Genomic DNA, 20,515 nt, shown 5'->3' with positions numbered 1-20,515 from the left:
CTGCTCCTGTCGCCGGAGGGATCGGCGGCCCCATTGTGGAGCACCACCGCCACGGGTCCCACGCCGGTGTGCGGCGACGGCGCTCAGCGGCGGCGGACCGCCTCCTCGACCAGGTCGAGGACCGGGCCCAGGTCGCCGGCCGGTCGGCCCATCGCCAGGTGCAGCACCAGGCCGTCGTAGGCCAGCTCCAGGAACTGGGCCAGCACGTCGATCGGTACGTCCTCGCGCAGCACCCCGGCGTCACGTTGGCGGGCCAACCGGTCACGGGTCGCCTCGGCGATCGCGGCGGAACGTTCAGCCCAGCGCCGGGCGAACGCCGGATCGGTGCGCAGCCGCCGGGAGACCTCCAGTTGACTGCCCAGCCAGCCGGTGGTGTCGGGAGACATCGCACGGGCCAGCAGATCGCGCATCACCTGCACCAGACCGTTGCGGGCCACCGTCTCGACCATCACGGCGGCGTCGTCCTCGGCGACGGCGAGGAAGAGTGAGTCCTTGTCGCGGAAGTGGTGGAAGATGGCGCCACGGGACAGGCCGGTGGCCTCCTCGAGGCGGCGGACGGTGGCCCCCTCGTAGCCGAGCCGCGCGAAACACGCCCGCGCGGCGGCGAGGATCTCCTGCCGGCGCGCGTCGAGCTGGTCCTGGCTTACTCTGGGCACACGGCGATCGTCGCAGGTCACCCCGGGCCACGCAAACCGTACGTACGGCTTGGTAACGTGCCGTTTACCATCGGCCGGTGATCCCGCCGCATCCCGTGCCGTCCGCCCCGCTGACCGTGGCCACCGTCCAGGCGACACCGACGCCAGGTGACGTGGCCGGCAACGCACTCGCCGCCGCCGAGCTGGTCCGTCGTGCCGCCGAGCAGGGCGCCCGGGTGGCAGTCCTCCCCGAGCTGTACCTCTGCGCCTACCACCCGCCGACCCTCGCCGCCGATCTGGTCGGCACCGACGTCGCGGCCGACCCGGCCGGGATGGTCGCCGACGGTCGGCTCGACCCGCTGCGCGCCGCGGCACGGACGGCCGGAACCACAGTGGTGGTCGGCGCGGCGGCGCGGCACCCGGACGGCCGGCGCACCATCGCCGCCCTGGTGGTCGACCGCGCCGGCACGGTCCGCGTCGGGTACGACAAGCAGCAACTGTGGGGCGACGAACGGGAGCTGTTCAGCCCCGGCGGGCGGGGTGCCACGCTGCTCGTCGACGACTGGCGGCTGGGGCTGGGCATCTGCTACGACGGCTGCTTCCCCGAGCACGGCCGCGCCGCCGCGCTCGACGGCGCGCACGCCTACCTGTGCCCCAGCGGCTACCTGGCCGGCTCCGAACACCGCAGGGACCTGTACTACGCGGCGCGGGCCCTGGACAACACGATGTTCGTGGTCTTCGCCAACGCGGTCGGCGGCAGCGACCCGTGGCGGTTCAACGGCGGCGCGGCCGTCTACGACCCGCAGGGACGTGCGCTCGTGCGGGGCGCCGACGAGGGTTCGGCGGTGCTGGTGGCGACGCTCGATCCGGCCGCGCTCACGGCCACCCGAGCGGCCCATTCGATGCTCGCCGATCTGCTGCCGAACCAGGGAGGTCCACGGGTGTCGCTGACCGTTTGAGCCCACCGTGAGGTCGAGACCCACGGGATCTGTTGGCGGACACGTCGGTCCCGTAGGGTGCCCGAGTGCCACTGCTCCTGCTGGACCTGGACAACACCCTGCTGGATCGGGCCGGGCCGTTCCGCCGCTGGGGTGAGCGCTTCCTGGACGGCATCGGCGCGCCCCCCACCGACATCGACTGGCTGCTCTCGATCGACGCGGACGGGTTGACCGACCGCTGGGACCTGGCCGACGCGATCCGGGACCGCTACGAGCTGCGTATCCCCTCGATCGACCTGGTGGAGGAGCTGCACGACGGGGTGGTGGCGCAGACCCGCCTCGATCCGCTGACCGCCTGCGCGCTGCGGATCGCCGACGACGCGGGCTGGGTGCCGGTGGTGGTCTGCAACGGCACCGTACGCGTGGACGACGCCAAGATCCGCCGTACCGGCCTGGACCGCTACGTCGCCGACTGGGTGATCTCCGAGGAGGCCGGGGTCAGCAAGCCCAACCCGCGGATCTTCGCGCTCGCCGCGCAGCGGGTCCGGATGCCGTTGCGGGGCGCCTGGGTGGTGGGCGACAGCCCGGAGGCGGACATCGGCGGCGCCGCGGCGGTCGGGCTGCCCAGCGTCTGGCTGCACCGGGGACGGACCTGGTCGGACGTCCGGTTCGCGCCGAGCCGCACGGTGGACGGGTTGATCGCCGCGGTCGCCACGGTGCTCGCCAGCTGACGCGGCCCGCCGCCGGACGCGGCGTCCAGCGGTCGAGGCGGCCGTAATTCGGTTGACCGACCGTCGGGACTGCCGCCAGGATGGGCGGCGCATCGTGCACCCGGGCGGACGCCCGGTCGAGGAGAGGAGGTCGGCCATGGCCGTCTTCGCAGGTCGCTTCCAGCTGCCTATCTCAGCCTCGATCAAGGGAACCTCACCACAGTGCGCGATCATGACCTGCCGGCGCTCGAGCGCCGCAGCCGCGGCAAGAGCCGCTTCGACGACGACGAACCGCAGTTTCTGAAGCGCGGGCGGCCCAGTGAGCCGCCCGCCGACCCCGACAGCGACCCCGACCCGGCGACCGGCGAACGCTGGTCGTCCTGGGACGACGCCGTCCACGGCCCTGCGCCGCACCCGCAGTGGCTGGTCACCGAGCTGGCCGCGAAGGACACCGAACTCGGTGTGCTGAAGACCGGCAAGGAGGCGGACGTCCACCTGGTCCGCCGGGCGGTACCGGACACGGACCGGTCCTGCCTGCTGGCGGTCAAGCGATACCGGGACGCCGAGCACCGGCTGTTCCACCGCGACGCCGGCTATCTGGAGGGCCGCCGGGTGCGGCGGTCCCGAGAGAACCGGGCGATGGCCGGCCGGACGGCCTTCGGTCGAGAGATGATCGCCGGACAGTGGGCGGCGGCCGAGTTCGCCGCGCTGGCCCGGCTCTGGGAGATCGGCGCCGGGAACGACCGGATCGCCGTGCCGTACCCGGTGCAGTTGCGCGGCACCGAGCTGATGCTCGAGTTCGTCGGTGACGCCGAGTCGGGGCTGGCCGCGCCCCGGCTGGCTCAGCTGCGGCCCGGCCCGGCCGAGCTGCGCGACCTGTGGGCCCAGCTGGTGGAGGCGCTGCGCGTGCTGGCCCGGGCCGGCTACGCCCATGGCGACCTGTCGCCGTACAACCTGCTGGTGCACGACGGGCGGCTGGTCGTGATCGATCTGCCGCAGGTGGTCGACGTGGTGGCGAACCCGCAGGGGCCCGAGTTCCTGGCCCGCGACGTGCGGGTGGTCAGCGCCTGGTTCAAGGCCCGGGGGTTGGCCGCCGAGCAGGTCGACCCCGAGGCGCTGACCGGGGAACTGCTGCGCGAGGCGGGCGTCCGCTGACCGCAGCGGTGCGGGTGGGTCGGGTGTCTGCCCGACCCACCCGTACCGGTCACTGCAGGTAGCGCTCCACCTCGGGCTTGGGGCGTTCGCCCTGGGAGTCCGGGTCGCCGTGGCTGGCGCGGGCGGCCCGACGGCGACGCAGCAGGTCCCAGCACTGGTCGAGGGACTCCTCCAGGGCGCGCAGCCGCTCGCTGGCCTCGCCCTCGGTGCCCGACTCGTGGGCCTGGGCCTCGCCGCGCAGCTTGTGTTCCTCGTCGACCAGTTCGGAGATCCGGTTCAGGATGGTCTTGTCGTCCATGCCACAGAGCCTGGCACAGGGTGCCCGGCATCGCCCGGATTCGGGGGTACCGGTGGGTCCTGGCTCACTCGCGCGGCTCGGCCGGCCAGGGCCGTGCCCGCCCGGATCCCGGCGGCGGGCGGCTCGGCCTCCGAGGAGCCCGTGCCCGTCCGCGCGACCCTCGCGGCCCTCGGCGTACGGGCGCGACCTGCGCCGGTGCCCAAACCTCACGCTCCATTCAGGATGGTAAATCCCGCGTGGCGTCGACGCCGGCCGGCCGGAGGCGTGGAATCTCACCGGTCGCAGGTATGGAGGTGCCTCGGATTTGGTGAGATGCTTCCGTCGCCCAGAAGGTGAAAGTTTCACGGTCCCCACCGGCCACAGTAGACAGTTTTGGTCGGCGGAACGACGAGGAGACGTTGCATGTCCCAGGTGTCCGATGCCGGCCCCGCCCCCGTCAGCACCGAACCCCGGATGATCCCACTCCGTCGCGCCCTGCCCGCGCTGGTGCGCGACCCGCTCGCCGCGCTTGTCGGCTTCGCCGACGACGCCGGTGGCGAGGTCGTCCGGCTCAACCTCGGCTCGTTCCGCCCCTACCTCGTCAGCCACCCGGAGCACCTGCAACGCGTGCTGAGGGACAACGTTGCCAACTACACCCGCGACGGGGACGGCCTGTTGTGGCGTCCGGTACGCCGGATCGTCGGCGACGCCATCCTGGTCGCCGAGGGTGAGATCTGGGAGTCCAGCCGGGGCGCGCTGCAACCGCTGTTCACCGCGAAGCGGGCCGAGACGCTCGTCGACCGGATGGCCGAGGCGATCAACGAGGCCGTCGACGAGTGGCTGGAACCGGCTCGCGAGGGCCGTGCGATCGACGGCGGGGCCGAGCTCACCCGGATCGTCCTGCGCACCACGATGCGGGTGCTCTTCGCCGACCGGATCTCGGTGCCGGACGCGCTGCGGATCAGCGCGGCACTGGACACCCTCACCACCGCGATGCTCCCGCGCCTGCTGGTGCCCTTCGTGCCGTACGCGGTGCCGATGCCCCGCGACCGCGCCTTCAACGAGGCCGTGCGGGCCATCGACGAGGTGGTGCTGCCGATCATCCGGGAGGCGCGGGCCAACCCCGGCGACGGCGACGACATCATCTCCACCCTCTGCCGGCCGCGCGCCGACGGCAGCGAGCCCGACGAGTACGCGATCCGCGGCGACGTCGTGGCCATGTTCTCCACCGCCACCGAGACCACCATCGCCCTGCTCTCCTGGCTCTGGCCGGTGCTGTCCTCCCGACCCGACGTGGCCGAGCGGATGACCGACGAGATCGAGCGGGTGGTCGGCGCCGACCGGGTCGGCCGTGAGCACCTGCCCCAGCTGCGCTACGGCCGGATGGTGCTCGACGAGATGCTGCGGCTCTACCCGGCCGGCTGGATGATCCCCCGGACCGCCGTCGCCGACGACGTGCTGGGCGGCGTGCGGATCAAGGCCGGTGGCACAGTGCTGGTCAGCCCTTACGTCACCCAGCGGATGTCGACGTTCTGGAACGACCCCACGCTGTTCGACCCGGAGCGCTTCGCGCCGGAGCGGCCCCGCCGGCGCTACCGCTACTCCTACTTCCCGTTCGGCGGCGGCCCGCACCAGTGCCTGGGGCAGTACCTGTTCCTGCTGGAGGCGCAACTCATCGTCAGCACGGTGCTGAGTCGCTACCGGTTCCGACTGCGTGAACCCGTCGGCCTGACACCCCGGCTCGGGGCCTCGCTGCAACCCAAGCAGCGGGCCGAGCTGATCGTCACCCCGGTCGAGCGCCCGGTCGCCTCATGACGGGCACGCCGTGGCCGGTGCAGGCCGGCCCTGACGCGGTCGCCGAGCAGGGCCGGGTGTGCGCGCTCGCCGTGCGCGGCGTACGCGACCTGCAGGCCGTCACCGCCGCCCACCCGGAACTGTTCGACGCCGCGCCGTTCGACCCGGCGCTGCTCAGCTCGGTGGCCACAGTGGTCGCCTTCATCGCGCCCTGGCACACCGCCGCCGAACTGCGGATCACCACCCGTACCGTGCTCTGGGTCTTCGCCGCCGACTGGCAGATCGACTACCTCGCCCGGTCCGCCGACGACGTCCGGCAGTTGGTGACCGACTGCCTTGCGGTGGCCGACGGCGCCGCGCCCCCGCCGGGCCGGCACCTGGCGCGGCTGCTGGCAGACCTGCGCGACGACCTGGCGACCGTGCCGGCATTCGCCCGGCTGCGCCCGATCTGGCGCGACGAGTTGGCCCAGATGCTCGCCGCTGCGGCCCGGGAGTGGGACTGGAAGAACCTGCCGACCGACCCGACCACCGGGCAGCGTCTGCCGGACCTGGACCGCTACCTGGACAACGCCGACAACTCCGGCAGCTCCTTCGTCAACGTCACCCACTGGATCGCCACCGGCGACGAGCGGACACTCGCCCAGCTGACCGACCTGCTGGACGCCGGACGTGGCGTCCAGCGGGTGCTGCGGCTGGTCAACGACCTCGCCACACAGGACCGGGACGCCGAGTGGGGCGACCTGAACGCGTTGCAGCTCGTCGACGACCCGGCGCGGGTGCACGCCCGGCTCGCCGAACTGACCGCGCGGTCCCGGGGGGACCTGGCCGCCCTCGCCGAGCGCTGCCCCCGCCAGGCGGACTACCTGCACCGGCAGATCTCCTTCACGGGTGGCTTCTACGAGGTCTCGGACTTCTGGGGAGCGCGCGGTGAGTGAGAGTTCCCCCCGCGTACTGACCGAGCCGGCCACCGACGCCGCCGCGCGCGAGCTGATCGCCGGCGTCGCGCTGCGGCCGTGGGGGCAGGTCGCCCCCTCGGTGTACGAGAGCGCCCGGCTGGTCGCCGGGGCGTCCTGGCTGCCGGGCCACCATCAACGGGTCGGATTTCTGCTGCGCGAGCAGCGCCCGGACGGCGCGTGGGGCCCACCCGAGGGGTACGCCCTGGTGCCCACGCTCAGCGCCGTCGACGCGCTGCTCGCCGTGCTGGCCGACGGCGGCTGGTCCGGGACGGACCTGCTCGCCCCGGTGGGGCGCGGGCTGGACGCGCTCAGCGGCCGGCTGCTCGCCACGCACGCCCGGGCGCTGCCGGACACTCCGGCGCTGGACCTCATCGTCCCGGCGCTTGTCGAGTCGGTGAACGATCGGCTGGCCCGGCTGGACCGGGCGCTCGCCGACCGGCTGCCCCGCCCGCCGCTGACACTCCCCGTTGGGCTCGGCCCCGACCGGCTGCGCGCGGTACGGGCCGCGGTGGCCGCCGGCGCGGCGCTGCCGACGAAGCTGGCCCACTTCTACGAGGTGCTGGACGCGACACCGGCCGACGCCGGGCCGACCCTCACCGCCGTCGGCGCGTCGCCGGCCGCGACCGCCGCCTGGCTGACCGCCGCCGGCCCGGCCGCCGGCCCCACCGCACACGCCTTCCTGCGGGAGCTGATCCGCGACGGCGACGGGCCGGTGCCCTGCCCCAGCCCGATCACCGTCTTCGAACGGGCCTGGGTGCTCAGCGGGCTGCGCCGCGCCGGTGTCGCGGTCGACCCGCCGGCCACCGTGCTGCGCACCCTGGCCGCCGCCACCGGCGCCGCCGAGGGCGTCGCCACCGGCGAGGGTCTGCCGACCGACGCCGACACCACCTCGGTCACGCTGGACGCGCTGGCCCGTCTCGGCCGCCCCGCGGATGCGGCCAGCCTGTGGGCGTACGAGACGGCGGACGGCTTCTGCACCTGGCCGGGGAGCGAGGACGGCTTCTCGGTCACCACCAACGCGCACGTCCTGGACGCGTTCGGCCAGCATGTGGCGGCGCACCCGGGCGCGGACGCGCGGTACCACCGGGCGGTCGAGCGGCTCAGCGTCGTGCTGCCGGCGCACCAGCTCGCCGAGGGCCCCTGGCAGGACCGGTGGCACGCCTCGCCGTACTACGCGACAGTGTGCTGCGTGCTGGCCCTGGCGGAGTTCGGTCGCGGCGGCGCGGCGGCCGAGGCGGTGGACCGGGCGGCCCGCTGGGTGCTGGACAACCAGCGCGCCGACGGCTCGTGGGGGCGTTGGGACGGCACGGCCGAGGAGACCGCGTACGCGCTGCAGGTGCTGCTGGCCGCGCCGACGGGAGCGCCGCGGGTCGACGACGCGGTGGCTCGCGGCCACGCCTACCTGCACCAATCGTCCGATCGGCCGCACCCTCCACTGTGGTACGGCAAGGAGTTGTACTGTCCTACCGCGATCGTTCGCGCGACGGTGTTGGCGGCCTGCCGGCTGGCCGCCGTCCACCTGGCGGACACCGACCGTTCGGTGGTGGATTGTGGTTACCAGGCAACAAAAACAACAACTTGAGGGGTTGTGTGGACACTGCTAGCGTACGCAGAGCCTCAGCCCCGATGCCCCGCTGTGGCGGGACGTCGTCTTCCATGATCACCCGTTGATGAGCTGAGTCAACGCCCGGCCTGGGACGGTTCAATGCGTTCTCGCGGTACGAGTATCCGCACCAAGGTTGTCGCCCTGCTGCTCTCCCTGGTCGCTCTCTGGATGTTCGCGGCGTGGGTGACCCTGCGCGACGGCTTCAACCTGCTCGGCGTACAGGCGATCAACAGCAAGGTCTACACACCCACCGAACCGCTGCTCCAGGAGCTCCAGCTGGAACGACGGCTGACCCAGGCGTACCTGAGCAACCCCGACGCCGCGCAGCGCGCGGCGCTGGAGACCGAACAGCGCAAGGCCGCGCAGTTGGCCGGCGACTTCGCCGACTCGGTCCGCAACTGGCAGGTCGACGTGGCCGGCAGCGCGGCGCTCGACACCCAGCTGGACCTCACGATCGCACAGGTCGACGGGCTGAAGCAGACCCGCGCCGACGTGCTCGCCCGCAAGGTCGACCGGCTCTCCGCCGCCGACGCCTACACGGACGCGATCGAATCGATCTTCCGGGTCTACGACGTCACCGGCAGCCTGGACGACAAGGAGATCGCCGCCGACGCGGCGGCCCTGATCCAGCTCAACCGGATGAAGGAGCTGATCTCGCAGGAGGACGCGCTGCTCAGCGGCCTCTTCGGCAACGGCCGGATGAGTGGGCCGGAGTACGCCCGCTACGTCAGCCTGGTCTCCACCGAGCGGTTCCTCGGCGAGGAGGCACGGGCCCGGCTCGCGGACGCCGACCAGCGCCGCTACCAGCAGCTCGTCGGGGGCGAGGCGTTCACCCGGCTGCGCGCCGTGCAGGACAGCATCATCCGCGAGGGCCGACCGGCGACCCAGCTGCCGGTGAGCGCCGAGCAGTGGCGCGGCACCGTCGAGCCGGCGCTGGCCGAGGTGAACGACGCCGTCGCCGACGGCGGCGAGGGCATCGTCGGCCGGGCCACAGGCGTGGCCGTGATGGTCGTCGTCCGGCTGGTGCTCGCCACCGGTCTGGGTCTGCTCGCCGTCATCGCCTCGGTCGTCGTCTCGATCACCACGGCCCGGACCCTCCTGCGCCAGCTGGAACGGCTGCGGCAGGCCGCCTGGCAGCTCGCCGACGAGCGGCTGCCCCGGGTGGTCCAGCGACTCGGTCGCGGTGAGGAGGTCGACGTCGCCACCGAGGCGCCCCCGCTGGAGTTCGGCGTCGACGAGATCGGCCAGGTCGGCAAGGCGTTCAACGCCGTCCAGGAGACCGCGCTGCGCACCGCCGTCGAGCAGGCCGAACTGCGGCGCAACGTTCGCGAGGTGTTCCTCAGCCTGGCCCGGCGTACGCAGGCGCTCGTGCACCGCCAGCTCACCCTGCTCGACGCGATGGAGCGGCGGGAACACGACGCGGAGGAGCTGGAGGACCTGTTCCGGGTCGACCACCTGGCCACCCGGATGCGGCGTAACGCGGAGAACCTCATCGTGCTCTCCGGCTCCACCCCGGGTCGGGCCTGGCGGCGCAACGTCCCCATGGTCGACGTGGTGCGCGGCGCGGTCGCCGAGGTGGAGGACTACACCCGGGTCAACGTGCTGCCGCTCGGGCCCGTCTCGCTCGCCGGCCGGGCGGTCGGCGACATCATCCACCTGCTCGCCGAGCTGATCGAGAACGGCCTGTCGTTCTCGCCGCCGCACACTTCTGTGGAGGTCCGCGGCCAGCTCGTGGCCAACGGGTTCGCCATCGAGATCGAGGACCGGGGCCTCGGCATGAGCGAGGAGGACCTGGCCGCGGCGAACCACCGCATCGTCGACCAGTCCGAGCTGAACCTCGCCAACGCCGCCCGGCTCGGCCTCTACGTGGTGAGCCGGCTGACCGAGCGGCACGGCGTGCGGGTCCGGCTCAAGGAGTCGGCGTACGGCGGCACCACCGCCGTCGTGCTCATCCCGCTGGACCTGGTCACCGCGAACGGCACCGACCCACAGGACTCCGGCGCGTTGCCTGCCGGGCCGACGGCCATCGCGCTGCCCCCGGGTCCGACGACCACCGGACCCACCGACAGCGGCCGATCGGCCAGCCTGTCGTCGGTCGCGGTGGCCGCGGCGGCGACGGACACGAACCGTCCGGCCGCGGCGCAGCCGGTGACTCCCCTCGCCCCGGTGCCGGCCGCGAGCAGCACCCCGACCGAGCAGCAGGTGGACGGCACCGACATCGACGTCGTCCTCCCCACCCGACAGCGGACGACCCTGGGCGCCCCGGCGGCGGAGCTGCCCACCCGAGCCCGACGTGGCCTGGGCCAGCCGGCCCTGGAGGGCCCGACGGTGCCCACCGGCCTGCCAGCGGTGGACCGGACCGCGCCGAGCGGCGGCGGCAGCGAGCCGGGCGCAGGGCCGGTTCCGACGCGGGCCGAGACGGACCGGACCGACTCCGGCCTGCCGGTCCGCGTCCGCCAGGCGAGCATCGTTCCGGAGCTGCGCGACGACCCGGCGGCAACCGAGTCCGACGAGGAGGACGTGGTGCGGCCGCCGGAGCAGGTACGCCGGATGATGAGCTCGTACCAGACCGGCACCCGGCGCGGCCGGACCGACGCGGCGCGACTGCTCGGTGGCGCGTCCGACGCCTCGCCGAGCGCGACGCCCGAGCCGACCGACGAGGAACCACAAGCCACCTGACCGAGCGCCGGTGCTGCGGGTTCCCGCACGGCGTGACGGTCAAGCCCAAGACGAATACGGCGCAACTGCCGGGCGAGAAGAGGACGACGAAGTGGCCCAGAAGACGGCTTCGAGTGCCGACCTGACGTGGTTGCTGGATGATCTGGTGGGCCGCGTGAAGCAGGCTGAGCACGCGGTCGCGCTCTCCACCGACGGACTGTTGATGGCTTCCTCGCAGGGGTTGAACCGCGACGACGGCGAGCACCTCGCGGCGATGGCGGCCGGCATCCAGAGCCTGGCCCGGGGCGCCGGCAAGCGCTTCGGGGGCGGGCAGGTGCAGCAGACCATCATCGAGATGCAGTCGTCGTTCCTGTTCGTCACCGCCGCCGGCCGCAACGCCTGCCTCGCGGTTCTCGCCAGCGAGGACGCCGACGTCGGTCTCATCGCGTACGAGATGGCGATGCTCGTCACCCGAGTAGGCAAGTACGTGGCCTCACCGTCGCGGGGCACCGAACAGTCGGCTGGCGAGAGGTAACGGCGATGACGGTGCAGGGGGAGTCCGCAGAGCACCAGTGGGTGGATGACCACGCGGGCCCGGTGGTGCGCCCGTACGCGGTGACGCGCGGGCGGGCCCGCCCGGTCACCGGCACGTTCGACCTGATCTCCCTGGTCACCGCGACCCGAGCCGACGTGACGCCGGAGGTGGGTCTCGGTCCCGAGCACCTGGCGATCGTCGGCCTGTGCCAGCGAATACAGTCCGTCGCCGAGATCGCCGCCCACCTCGACCTGCCGGTGGGGACCATCCGGGTGCTCCTCGGCGACCTGGCGGCCCGCAACCTCGTGCAGGTACGCGAACCGCAGACCACGGCCGGTCTTCCCGACAACAGCATCTTCGAGGCGGTAATCAATGGACTACGGGCACTCTGACCGGCCGGCGGGAGCGACGCCACTGCCCACCGCGATCAAGATCCTGGTCGCCGGTGGTTTCGGCGTGGGCAAGACCACAATGGTCGGCGCGGTGAGCGAGACCCGGCCGTTGCGCACCGAGGAGGTGCTGACCGAGACCGGGGTCGGTATCGACGACCTGTCCGGGGTGGAGGGTAAGACCACCACCACCGTGGCGATGGACTTCGGTCGGATCACCATCAGCGACGACCTGGTGCTCTACCTGTTCGGCACCCCCGGTCAGGACCGGTTCTGGTTCGTCTGGGACGAGCTGGCGTTGGGCGCGATCGGCGCGGTGGTGCTCGCCGACACGCGGCGACTGGCCGACTGCTTCCCGTCGATCGACTACTTCGAGGGCCGGGGCACCCCGTTCGTGGTGGCGGTGAACTGCTTCGAGGGCGCCCGCCAGTACCGGCTCGACGAGGTGCAGACCGCGCTGAACCTGGACCCGGGCGTGCCCGTGCTGCTCTGCGACGCCCGCCAACGCGAGTCCAGCAAGGAGGTGCTCGTGACGCTCATGGAGCACGCCATGAAGACCCGCGAGGCCCGTCGCCGAGCTGCCGGCACGGACTGACCGACTTTTTTCGGGGAGGCTGTCCGGAACGGCCCTGGCCGTTCGTCATGCTGGCAAACACCCGGACACCCGAGGGAGCGCCAGATGAAGTTCATGATGTTCGTCTGCACCGACACCGCACCGGACACCGACCCGACCGAGCTGCCCGACATCCACAAGTGGGTGGCGGAGAACGACTCCCGTGGCCGCCGCCTCACCGGCAACGTGCTGGCGCCGACAAGCGCGGCGACAATGGTCCGGGTCCGCGACGGGGAGCTGCTCGTCTCCGAGGGACCGTTCGCCGAGACCACGGAGGTCATCGTGGGCTTCGACCTGCTGGACTGCGCCGACCTGGACGAGGCGATCGAGGTGGCGCGCACCCACCCGATGGCCCGGGAGGGGCGGCTGGAACTGCGCCCGTACGCGGACCTGTCCGCCTGATCGGGTGAGCCGCACCGACACCACTACCGGTGCGCCCGACAGCGTCGGCGCGGCCGCGGCGGCTCAGGCCGTCGCGGCCGCCGGCGTGGAGGCGTACCCCCGGATCGTCGCGACCCTGATCCGCGTGACCGGGGACTGGGCGTTGGCCGAGGACTGCGCGCAGGAGGCCCTGGCCGTGGCGCTGGAGCGCTGGCCCGCCGACGGTGTGCCGGCCAACCCGGGCGGTTGGCTGATGACGGTTGCTCGTAACCGCGCGCTCGACGTGCTGCGCCGGGCGAGCGTCGAGCGCCGCAAACTGCACGACCTGGCGCTGCTCACGCCGGCCGACGGTGAGCCCGAGCCGGAGGTGGGGGAGGACGTGGTGGACGACCGGCTGCGGCTCATCTTCACCTGCTGCCATCCCGCGCTCGCCATCGAGGCCCGGGTGGCGTTGACGCTGCGGACCGTCTGCGGGGTGCCGACCGCCGACATCGCCCGGCTGCTGCTGGTCAGCGAGTCGACGATGACCCGGCGGCTGACCCGCGCCCGGACCCGCATCGCCGAGGCCGGCATCCCGTACCGGGTGCCGAGCGGGCCGGCGCTTGCCGAACGGCTGCCCGGTGTACTCGCCGTGCTGTACCTGCTCTTCACCCGGGGTTATGTCGCCGACGGCGAGCCGGCGTTCGCCGACGAGGCGGTCCGGCTGGCCCGGCTGCTCGACCTGTTGATGCCGGAGCAATCCGAGGTCGCCGCGTTGCGGGCTCTGTTGCTGTTGCAGCACTCCCGGCGCGACGCCCGCCGCGACGCCGCCGGTGACCTGCTGTCCCTCGATCGGCAGGACCGCCGCCGCTGGGACCGGTCCGCCGTCGCCGAGGGGCTCTCGGCACTGGCCCGGGTCCGGGATGACGGCCCGTACGCGTGGCAGGCCCGCATCGCCGCCTGCCACGCCACCGCGGAGTCCGCCGAGGCCACCGACTGGCCGGCGATCGCCCGTGCCTACGACGCTCTGCTCGGCCTCCGGCCGTCGCCCGTGGTGGCGCTCAACCGCGCGGTCGCGCACGGCTACGCGTACGGGCCGGCGGCCGGACTGGCCCTGCTGGACGAGGCGCGTGCCGGGGGAGGGCTGGACGGTCACCCGGTGGCCGTGGCGGTCCAGGCCGATCTGGTGGCCCGGCAGGGTGACAGGTCGCGTGCCGCCGCGCTGTTCCGGGAGGCGGCGGCAGCGGTGGACTCGGCCGCCGAGCGCCGCGCCCTCCTCGACCGCGCTGCGGCTGTGCTGAGCACTCACCCCTAGACGAGTGATTCGGCAACCCGGCTGGGGCGGCGGTGGGCGCAGCCACCGGTCGACAGTGACCGTCGGTCACCTCCGTGGAGGGCGGATGTGGTAGTGAGCGGTATACCTCACAGTCATATATATGACTCTTAGGTATACCGCTCAACAGCACATCGCCCTGGCGGGCAGGGAGTGAGGACCTACTCGTCCAGCGCGCACCCCGGCGTGGACGGCGAAGGCCGCTCCCGTCGGAACGGGAGCGGCCTTCGACCAGGCGTACGCGCTCGTTCGGGGGTTGGGGTCAGCCGCGCTTGGCCAAGGCCAGGAAGCGGGTCCAGGACGCCGGGTCGAAAGCGAGCGTCGGACCGGCCGGGTCCTTGGAGTCGCGTACGCCGACGACGCTCGCGAAGTTGTCGGCCACCTCGACGCAGTCGCCGCCGTTGTTGCCACTCTTGCTGCTCTTGCGCCACCGAGCGCCGGTCAGGTCCATGATGCTGCCGCTTCTGTGAGGAGATTGAGGGACTGCGCACGCGACAGTGCACCGTCGCGAATGCGCTCCCACCGTCGGTCGAGGGTAGCAACGTCGGCAGCCTTGTCGATGAGCTGAGCTTGCGCCTGGCTGTCGACGTGGGCGACCCGCGCACCGTCCGGCATCTCGGCGATGGTGAACGGGCCACCGAGGCCCGGGTACATGCCGACGTCGGCGGGCACGACGAACAGCGACACGTTCGACAGGGCGGCCAGCTCGGCCAGCCGCTCGCACTGCTCCCGCATCATGGCGCGGTCGCCGTCGAGGGTGCGCCGGAGGATTCCCTCGTCCAGGACCGCGACGAGCAGCGGCGGGCGTTCCCGGCGCAGGATGGCCTGCCGACTCAGCCGCGCCTCGGCGAGATTGTCGGCCTCCGCGGGCGTCAACGCCTCGCCGACAAGCGTCGCCAGCGCGTACGCCTTGGTCTGAAGAAGGCCCGGTACCCACGCGAGCTGAAACGACCGAAGCGACAACGCCTCGCGCTCGACCTCGGCCCAGGGCCGAAACCAGGCTGGCGTCCGGCGCTTCAGCGCATCCGGCCAGAGCTCGTCGACGTTCCGGCCGAGCAGCTCGGCGACCCGAGCACGATGACGCGTCTGGGGAATTCGGTCCCTGCTCGCCCACTTCGCCGCCGTCTTCGGATCGACACCGATCTGAGCGGCGAGAGTGTCTGCTGTGTAGCCCCTCTCCACCATCGCGGCCTGTACTGCTCGATTCATCTCCCGGCCCTTCAGAACGTTCCAGACGTCGGAAGGTAATAGTTCTACGCGGTGTAATCGCTTGGCAACCCTCGGCAGGCTGCTGTGGAGACAGCATCGAGGAGGGAGCACAGGATGAGCGAGAACAGACCCCGGAACCGCCCGACCGGGCCACCGCATCCCCCGTACCGTGGCCCGGGTCGCGCGCCGAACGTCGTACCCGAAGCACGCTGGCGCTCCCGGTGCGGCCCGGCGGTCACGCACACCGCCGACGGCCCTCTGTGGATCTGCGACGCCTGCGGGCAGGACTGGCCCTGCCCGGCGCTGCGGGCGACCCCGACGGACGCCGCCCGCCGCGCGACCCTGATCCCCGAGTTCTCGCGGATCACCCGCCGGGCGATCCGCGACCTGCGCGGCCGGCCGGGCGGCCCCGATCCGGTCGCCATCGTCCGCCGTTTCCTCTGGTTCCTGCCCCTCACCGACGAGGAGGCTCGCGCGGTCGCGCTGCGGCTGCGCTGAGCGCTCACACCACCAGGATCGGTACGTCGTACTTCTGGATGCGGTCGTCCCGGGTTACCAGGGTCAGCCCTTCGTGCAGGGCCTGCGCGACAAGCATCCGGTCGAAGGGATCCCGGTGGATCAGTGGCAGCCGACCAGCCGCGATGGCGTGATCGTGGCGGATCGGGAGTTCCCGGAGTTCAGCGTCACGGAGTCGTTCGGCGAGGTCGGCCGGGCCGGCCAACTTGCCCAACGACTGTTTGATGGCGACCTCCCACAGCGTGACCGGGCTCAGGTACACATCGGGTTCGGTGTCGATGCGGTCCTTGATGTCCGTGGCGAGGATCGGGTCGTCGGTCAGCCACCAGAGCACCACGTGCGTATCGAGCAACAGCCTCATCCGGACAGCCCGAAGTCGCGAGCAACCTCGTCGTTGACCTCGTCGGAATCCCAGTCACCGCTGAGATCCAGCGCACCGCGCAGAGACCCGCGACCGGTGCGTGTTGTACGACGCAGAGGAATGACCTTGGCGACCGGGTTACCAGCCCGGCTGATCACGATCTCCTCGCCGTGCTCGACCCGTTCGATGATGCGTGACAGGTTCGTCTTCGCATCGTGGATGTTGAACTGCGCCGCAGGTTCACCGGCCACCATGACACCTCCTTAGCTAAGAGGTTAGCCCGTGGTGGGGCCCCGCACGAGGAACGACCCGGGAACGACGCAGGCTCCCTCCCGCCGAGGGCGGGAAGGAGCCTGGCGACGTCGGTACGTCAGTTGGCGATCATGCGGCGCAGCACGTACTGCAGGATGCCGCCGTGCCGGTAGTAGTCCGCCTCGCCCGGAGTGTCGATCCGCACGACGGCCTCGAACTCCACGCCGGTGTCGGTGGTGACAGTCACCGTGCGCGGGGTGTCACCGTCGTTGAGAGCGGTCACCCCGGTAATGGTGAACATCTCGGTGCCGGTCAGGCCGAGCGACTCGGCGGTGACGTCCACCGGGAACTGCAGCGGCAGCACGCCCATGCCGATCAGGTTCGAGCGGTGGATCCGCTCGTACGACTCGGCGATGACCGCCCGGACGCCCAGCAGCATGGTGCCCTTGGCCGCCCAGTCCCGCGACGAGCCCGACCCGTACTCCTTGCCGGCCAGGATGACAAGCGGGATGCCGGCCTCCTGGTAGGCCATCGAGGCGTCGTAGATCGAGGTCTGCTCGCCGGTGAGGTGGTTGACAGTGAAGCCGCCCTCCACCCCGGGCACCAGCTGGTTGCGCAGCCGGATGTTGGCGAAGGTGCCCCGGATCATCACCTCGTGGTTGCCCCGGCGGGAGCCGTACGAGTTGAACTCGTGGCGCGGCACACCGTGCTCGGCGAGGTACGCGCCGGCCGGCGAGTCGGCCTTGATCGAGCCCGCGGGCGAGATGTGGTCGGTGGTCACCGAGTCACCCAGCTTGGCCAGCACCCGGGCGCCGGAGATGTCGACGACAGGGCTCGGCTCCGGCTGCATGCCCTCGAAGTACGGGGGCTTACGCACGTAGGTCGAGTCGTCGGCCCAGGCGAAGGTGTCGCCGGTCGGGGTGGGCAGCGACTGCCACCGCTCGTCGCCGGCGAAGACGTCGGCGTACGCGGCGCTGAACCCGGTCGCGCCGATCGCCTGGGCGATGACGTCCTGGATCTCGGCGCTGTTCGGCCAGATCTCGCGCAGGAAGACCGGGTTGCCGTCGCTGTCCTCACCGATCGGCTCGTTGGCCAGGTCGATGTCCATCGTGCCGGCGAGGGCGTACGCGACCACCAGCGGCGGGGACGCCAGGTAGTTCATCTTGACGTCCGGGTTGATCCGGCCCTCGAAGTTCCGGTTGCCGGAGAGCACCGAGACGACCGACAGGTCGTGCTCGTTGACCGCCGCCGACACCTCCTCGGGCAGCGGGCCCGAGTTGCCGATGCAGGTGGTGCAGCCGTACCCGACGAGGTTGAAGCCCAGCTTGTCGAGGTAGGGCGTGAGACCGGCGCGCTCGTAGTAGTCCATGACGACCTTGGAGCCCGGCGCCAGGGTGGTCTTCACCCACGGCTTGCGGGTCAGGCCCTTCTCCACGGCGTTGCGGGCCAGCAGAGCGGCACCGATCATCACCTGCGGGTTGGACGTGTTGGTGCAGGAGGTGATCGCCGCGATCACCACCGCGCCGTGGTCCAGCTCGTACTCGACGCCGTCGGCGCCGGTGACCCGGACCGGGTTGCTGGCCCGGCCGCCCGCGCCGACCGCAGCGGTCTCCAGGTCGCGCGGCTCGTCGGCCGGGTCGCTGAACTGGTTGGCGGGCGGGTCGCTGGCCGGGAACGACTCGGCGCTGGCCTCGTCGGCCGGCCCGTTCGCCCCCACCGGCAACTGCTCGCGCGCCACACCCGGCTTGAGGTCACGCTCACCGACGGAGTCGTCGGCGACGTAGTCGGTGAGCGCCGAGCGGAACAGCGTCTTGGCGGCGCCCAGCGGCACCCGGTCCTGCGGGCGCTTCGGGCCGGCGAGCGACGGCTCGATGGTGCCCAGGTCCAGCTCCAGGCGCTCCGAGTAGGCCGGCTCCGCCTCCGGGTCGTGCCAGAGGCCCTGCTCCTTGGCGTACGCCTCGACGAGCGCGACCTGCGCGGCGTCGCGGCCGGTCAGCTCCAGGTAGCGGATCGTCTCGGCGTCGATCGGGAAGATCGCGACGGTGGAGCCGTACTCCGGGGACATGTTGCCGATGGTGGCCCGGTTGGCAAGCGGCACGGCACTTACGCCGGGGCCGTAGAACTCGACGAACTTGCCGACCACACCGTGCTTGCGCAGCATCTCGGTGATGGTCAGCACCAGGTCGGTGGCGGTGGTGCCGGCCGGCATCTCGCCGGAGAGCTTGAAGCCCACCACGCGGGGGATCAGCATGCTGACCGGCTGGCCGAGCATCGCGGCCTCGGCCTCGATGCCGCCGACGCCCCAGCCCAGCACGCCCAGGCCGTTGACCATCGTGGTGTGCGAGTCGGTGCCGACAACCGTGTCCGGGTACGCCTGGCCGCCCCGCTCCATGATGGTGCGGGCCAGGTACTCGATGTTGACCTGGTGCACGATGCCGGTGCCCGGGGGGACGACCTTGAACTCGTTGAACGCGGTCTGGCCCCAGCGCAGGAACTGGTAGCGCTCCCTGTTGCGCTCGTACTCCAGCTCGACGTTGCGGGCGAACGCGTCCTCGCGGCCGAACAGGTCGGCGATCACCGAGTGGTCGATGACCAGCTCGGCGGGGGCGAGGGGGTTGACCTTGGTGGCGTCGCCACCCAGCTCACGTACGGCCTCGCGCATGGTGGCCAGGTCGACCACGCAGGGCACGCCTGTGAAGTCCTGCATGAGCACCCGCGCCGGGGTGAACTGGATCTCCACGCTCGGGTCGGCGGTGGGGTCCCACCCGCCGAGCTGCTCGATGTGGTCGGCGGTGATGTTCGCGCCGTCCTCGGTCCGCAGCAGGTTCTCCAGGAGGATCTTCAGGCTGTACGGCAGCCGGTCGTGGCCGTCCACCTTGTCGATCTTGAAAATCTCGTAGCTCGCGTCTCCGACGCGTAGCTGGGTCTTCGCACCGAAGGTGTCGAGGCTCGCCACGTCGTACTCCTTCACACCAGCGACCGTGAGTAGTCCTGAGCAGTGTGTCGCACCGGCCGGGGTGCCGCCGAGGTTAGGTGACACTTACCGCCGATTCCGCTCTCCAACAAAACCGTACGTCCGTCTTGCTAGTTCCGCAACCCGGCCCACACGGTCGCCCGCGCCTTACCCCTAGCCTCCTAGGACGGATAGCGGGTGTCTGCCCGCCCACTCCCGCGGGGGTGCGGACCGGTGTCCTGGCCGAGGGCCGGTCGGGTGCGCCGACCACGAGTAGGGTTCGAGGCCCGGTCGGAGGAGGGTCAACCGTGTTCGACGTCCAGCACTGGCTCGTGTCGCTGCCGCCGATCGCGGTCTACCTGCTCGTCGCCGGGGTGATCGGCGTAGAGAGCATGGGCGTCCCCCTGCCCGGTGAGATCGTCCTGGTCAGCTCGGCCCTACTCGCGGCGACCGGAGTGGTGGAGCCGGAGTGGGTGGCCACGGCCGCCGCCACCGGCGCGATCGTGGGCGATTCGATCGGATACGCGGTGGGTCGCCGAGGTGGCCGCCCGCTGCTGGCCCGGTTGGGCCGACGCTTCCCGCGCCATCTCGGCCCCGCCCAGCTCACCCGGGCCGAGCAGAGCTTCGCCCGGCACGGTGTCTGGGCGGTGTTCTTCGGTCGGTTCGTGGCGCTGCTGCGGATCCTGGCCGGCCCGCTCGCCGGGGCACTACACGTGCCGTACCGGCGGTTCCTGTTGGCCAACGCCGCCGGTGGGCTCGTGTGGGCGTTCGGCACCACGTACCTGCTGTTCACCGTCGGCCGGGCCGCCGAACACTGGCTCAAGGACATCTCCTGGGCCGGCCTGGTCCTGGCGGTGCTCGCTGGGCTGGCCAGCACGTGGTGGCTGCGCCGCCGGGCCCACCGCTTGGAGGCGGCCGAGCCGACGCGGTCCACGAAGCCGGCGGAGTCTGCGGAGCGGACGGGGTCCGCCGAGCGGACAGACTCCGCCGAGCGGACAGACTCCCCAGAGCCTGTGCGGTCCGCCGGGCCGGCAGGGTCCGCAGAGCCGACGCCGACGCTGGGCGCCGAGCTGGCATTGGACGACGAGCCGACCTCGGTGCGGGGTGCCGCGGCGGTCCGTACCGGCAGGAATCGCTGACCCCTGGATATGCCGAGAAGGGCCGGGCCCCTGGTGGGGTCCGGCCCTTCGGTGGTGTGCTCGCGGGGTCAGCTGGTGGCGTAGCCGCGGGTGGCGATCCAGTCGGCGAGGTGCTCGACGGTGACC

The 20,515-nt window shown here is 72.0% G+C and carries 21 protein-coding genes; 14 read left to right on the top strand and 7 right to left on the bottom strand.

Annotated elements, in window-relative coordinates; genetic code table 11:
• Window positions 1–83 precede the first annotated feature (83 nt).
• Entirely contained in the window at window positions 84–656 is a 573-nt protein-coding gene (locus AB0K10_RS31555; protein WP_039906560.1) for a TetR/AcrR family transcriptional regulator, read from the bottom strand.
• A 77-nt stretch (window positions 657–733) separates the two neighbouring features.
• On the opposite strand from AB0K10_RS31555, the gene AB0K10_RS31550 reads away from it, so the two are divergent.
• The 3 genes from AB0K10_RS31550 to AB0K10_RS31540 all read left to right on the top strand — a co-directional run bounded on the left by AB0K10_RS31550 (window position 734) and on the right by AB0K10_RS31540 (window position 3,438).
• Complete coding sequence (locus tag AB0K10_RS31550) at window positions 734–1,594, top strand: carbon-nitrogen hydrolase family protein (RefSeq protein WP_363689612.1); 861 nt, start codon at window positions 734–736, stop codon at window positions 1,592–1,594.
• Between the two features lie 65 nt (window positions 1,595–1,659).
• On the top strand, window positions 1,660–2,304 hold the full coding sequence (locus tag AB0K10_RS31545; RefSeq protein ID WP_363689610.1) for an HAD family hydrolase: 645 nt from the start codon (window positions 1,660–1,662) through the stop codon (window positions 2,302–2,304).
• Window positions 2,305–2,505: 201 nt separating this feature from the next.
• Window positions 2,506–3,438 (top strand): RIO1 family regulatory kinase/ATPase, encoded by a 933-nt coding sequence (locus AB0K10_RS31540; protein WP_363689608.1) that lies wholly within the window; start codon window positions 2,506–2,508, stop codon window positions 3,436–3,438.
• A 49-nt stretch (window positions 3,439–3,487) separates the two neighbouring features.
• Here AB0K10_RS31540 and AB0K10_RS31535 read toward each other — a convergent pair whose 3' ends face one another.
• Window positions 3,488–3,736 (bottom strand): DUF2630 family protein, encoded by a 249-nt coding sequence (locus tag AB0K10_RS31535; RefSeq protein ID WP_363689606.1) that lies wholly within the window; start codon window positions 3,734–3,736, stop codon window positions 3,488–3,490.
• Window positions 3,737–4,192: 456 nt separating this feature from the next.
• On the opposite strand from AB0K10_RS31535, the gene AB0K10_RS31530 reads away from it, so the two are divergent.
• From AB0K10_RS31530 to AB0K10_RS31490, 9 genes are all read left to right on the top strand, one after another.
• Window positions 4,193–5,530 (top strand): cytochrome P450, encoded by a 1,338-nt coding sequence (locus AB0K10_RS31530; RefSeq protein ID WP_363689676.1) that lies wholly within the window; start codon window positions 4,193–4,195, stop codon window positions 5,528–5,530.
• Window positions 5,527–6,444 (top strand): terpene synthase family protein, encoded by a 918-nt coding sequence (locus tag AB0K10_RS31525; RefSeq protein ID WP_363689604.1) that lies wholly within the window; start codon window positions 5,527–5,529, stop codon window positions 6,442–6,444. The genes AB0K10_RS31530 and AB0K10_RS31525 overlap by 4 nt, the downstream gene beginning before the upstream one ends.
• On the top strand, window positions 6,437–8,047 hold the full coding sequence (locus AB0K10_RS31520; RefSeq protein ID WP_363689602.1) for a prenyltransferase/squalene oxidase repeat-containing protein: 1,611 nt from the start codon (window positions 6,437–6,439) through the stop codon (window positions 8,045–8,047). Before AB0K10_RS31525 ends, AB0K10_RS31520 begins: the two co-directional genes overlap by 8 nt.
• A 123-nt stretch (window positions 8,048–8,170) precedes the next feature.
• Window positions 8,171–10,750 (top strand): nitrate- and nitrite sensing domain-containing protein, encoded by a 2,580-nt coding sequence (locus AB0K10_RS31515; protein ID WP_363689600.1) that lies wholly within the window; start codon window positions 8,171–8,173, stop codon window positions 10,748–10,750.
• Window positions 10,751–10,841: 91 nt separating this feature from the next.
• A complete protein-coding gene (locus tag AB0K10_RS31510; RefSeq protein WP_363689674.1) occupies window positions 10,842–11,264 on the top strand; it encodes a roadblock/LC7 domain-containing protein in 423 nt (140 codons plus the stop codon).
• A gap of 5 nt (window positions 11,265–11,269) precedes the next feature.
• Window positions 11,270–11,656 (top strand): DUF742 domain-containing protein, encoded by a 387-nt coding sequence (locus AB0K10_RS31505; protein ID WP_007462630.1) that lies wholly within the window; start codon window positions 11,270–11,272, stop codon window positions 11,654–11,656.
• The gene (locus tag AB0K10_RS31500; protein ID WP_266244318.1) at window positions 11,637–12,248 is read left to right on the top strand and encodes an ATP/GTP-binding protein; all 612 of its coding nucleotides are present in this window, start codon (window positions 11,637–11,639) and stop codon (window positions 12,246–12,248) included. Before AB0K10_RS31505 ends, AB0K10_RS31500 begins: the two co-directional genes overlap by 20 nt.
• Before the next feature lie 84 nt (window positions 12,249–12,332).
• On the top strand, window positions 12,333–12,668 hold the full coding sequence (locus AB0K10_RS31495) for a YciI family protein (RefSeq protein ID WP_234588219.1): 336 nt from the start codon (window positions 12,333–12,335) through the stop codon (window positions 12,666–12,668).
• A 4-nt stretch (window positions 12,669–12,672) separates the two neighbouring features.
• Window positions 12,673–13,941: a sigma-70 family RNA polymerase sigma factor gene (locus AB0K10_RS31490; RefSeq protein WP_363689597.1), complete on the top strand. Its 1,269-nt coding sequence runs from the start codon at window positions 12,673–12,675 to the stop codon at window positions 13,939–13,941.
• A gap of 280 nt (window positions 13,942–14,221) precedes the next feature.
• On the opposite strand, the gene AB0K10_RS31485 is transcribed toward AB0K10_RS31490, so the two are convergent.
• Entirely contained in the window at window positions 14,222–14,410 is a 189-nt protein-coding gene (locus AB0K10_RS31485) for a DUF397 domain-containing protein (RefSeq protein ID WP_363689595.1), read from the bottom strand.
• Window positions 14,401–15,168, bottom strand: coding sequence for a Scr1 family TA system antitoxin-like transcriptional regulator (locus AB0K10_RS31480; protein WP_363689593.1), 768 nt, complete (start codon window positions 15,166–15,168; stop codon window positions 14,401–14,403). Before AB0K10_RS31480 ends, AB0K10_RS31485 begins: the two co-directional genes overlap by 10 nt.
• A gap of 114 nt (window positions 15,169–15,282) precedes the next feature.
• Between AB0K10_RS31480 and AB0K10_RS31475 the strand changes: the two genes are divergently transcribed.
• Window positions 15,283–15,666 (top strand): hypothetical protein, encoded by a 384-nt coding sequence (locus AB0K10_RS31475; protein WP_363689591.1) that lies wholly within the window; start codon window positions 15,283–15,285, stop codon window positions 15,664–15,666.
• Window positions 15,667–15,670: 4 nt separating this feature from the next.
• On the opposite strand, the gene AB0K10_RS31470 is transcribed toward AB0K10_RS31475, so the two are convergent.
• From AB0K10_RS31470 to AB0K10_RS31460, 3 genes are all read right to left on the bottom strand, one after another.
• A complete protein-coding gene (locus tag AB0K10_RS31470) occupies window positions 15,671–16,045 on the bottom strand; it encodes a type II toxin-antitoxin system VapC family toxin (RefSeq protein ID WP_363689589.1) in 375 nt (124 codons plus the stop codon).
• Window positions 16,042–16,299, bottom strand: a complete 258-nt coding sequence (locus AB0K10_RS31465; protein ID WP_363689587.1) for a type II toxin-antitoxin system prevent-host-death family antitoxin — start codon at window positions 16,297–16,299, stop codon at window positions 16,042–16,044. Before AB0K10_RS31465 ends, AB0K10_RS31470 begins: the two co-directional genes overlap by 4 nt.
• A gap of 116 nt (window positions 16,300–16,415) precedes the next feature.
• Complete coding sequence (locus tag AB0K10_RS31460; protein WP_363689585.1) at window positions 16,416–19,268, bottom strand: aconitate hydratase; 2,853 nt, start codon at window positions 19,266–19,268, stop codon at window positions 16,416–16,418.
• Window positions 19,269–19,558: 290 nt separating this feature from the next.
• On the opposite strand from AB0K10_RS31460, the gene AB0K10_RS31455 reads away from it, so the two are divergent.
• Window positions 19,559–20,389, top strand: coding sequence for a VTT domain-containing protein (locus AB0K10_RS31455; RefSeq protein ID WP_363689583.1), 831 nt, complete (start codon window positions 19,559–19,561; stop codon window positions 20,387–20,389).
• Window positions 20,390–20,515 lie beyond the last annotated feature (126 nt).

It is taken from the genome of Micromonospora sp. NPDC049274 (assembly GCF_040678875.1).
Classification (GTDB): Bacteria; Actinomycetota; Actinomycetes; order Mycobacteriales; family Micromonosporaceae; genus Micromonospora.
The sequence above is the reverse complement of the archived record's forward strand: the minus strand, read 5'-3'. Positions and strand labels throughout refer to the sequence as shown.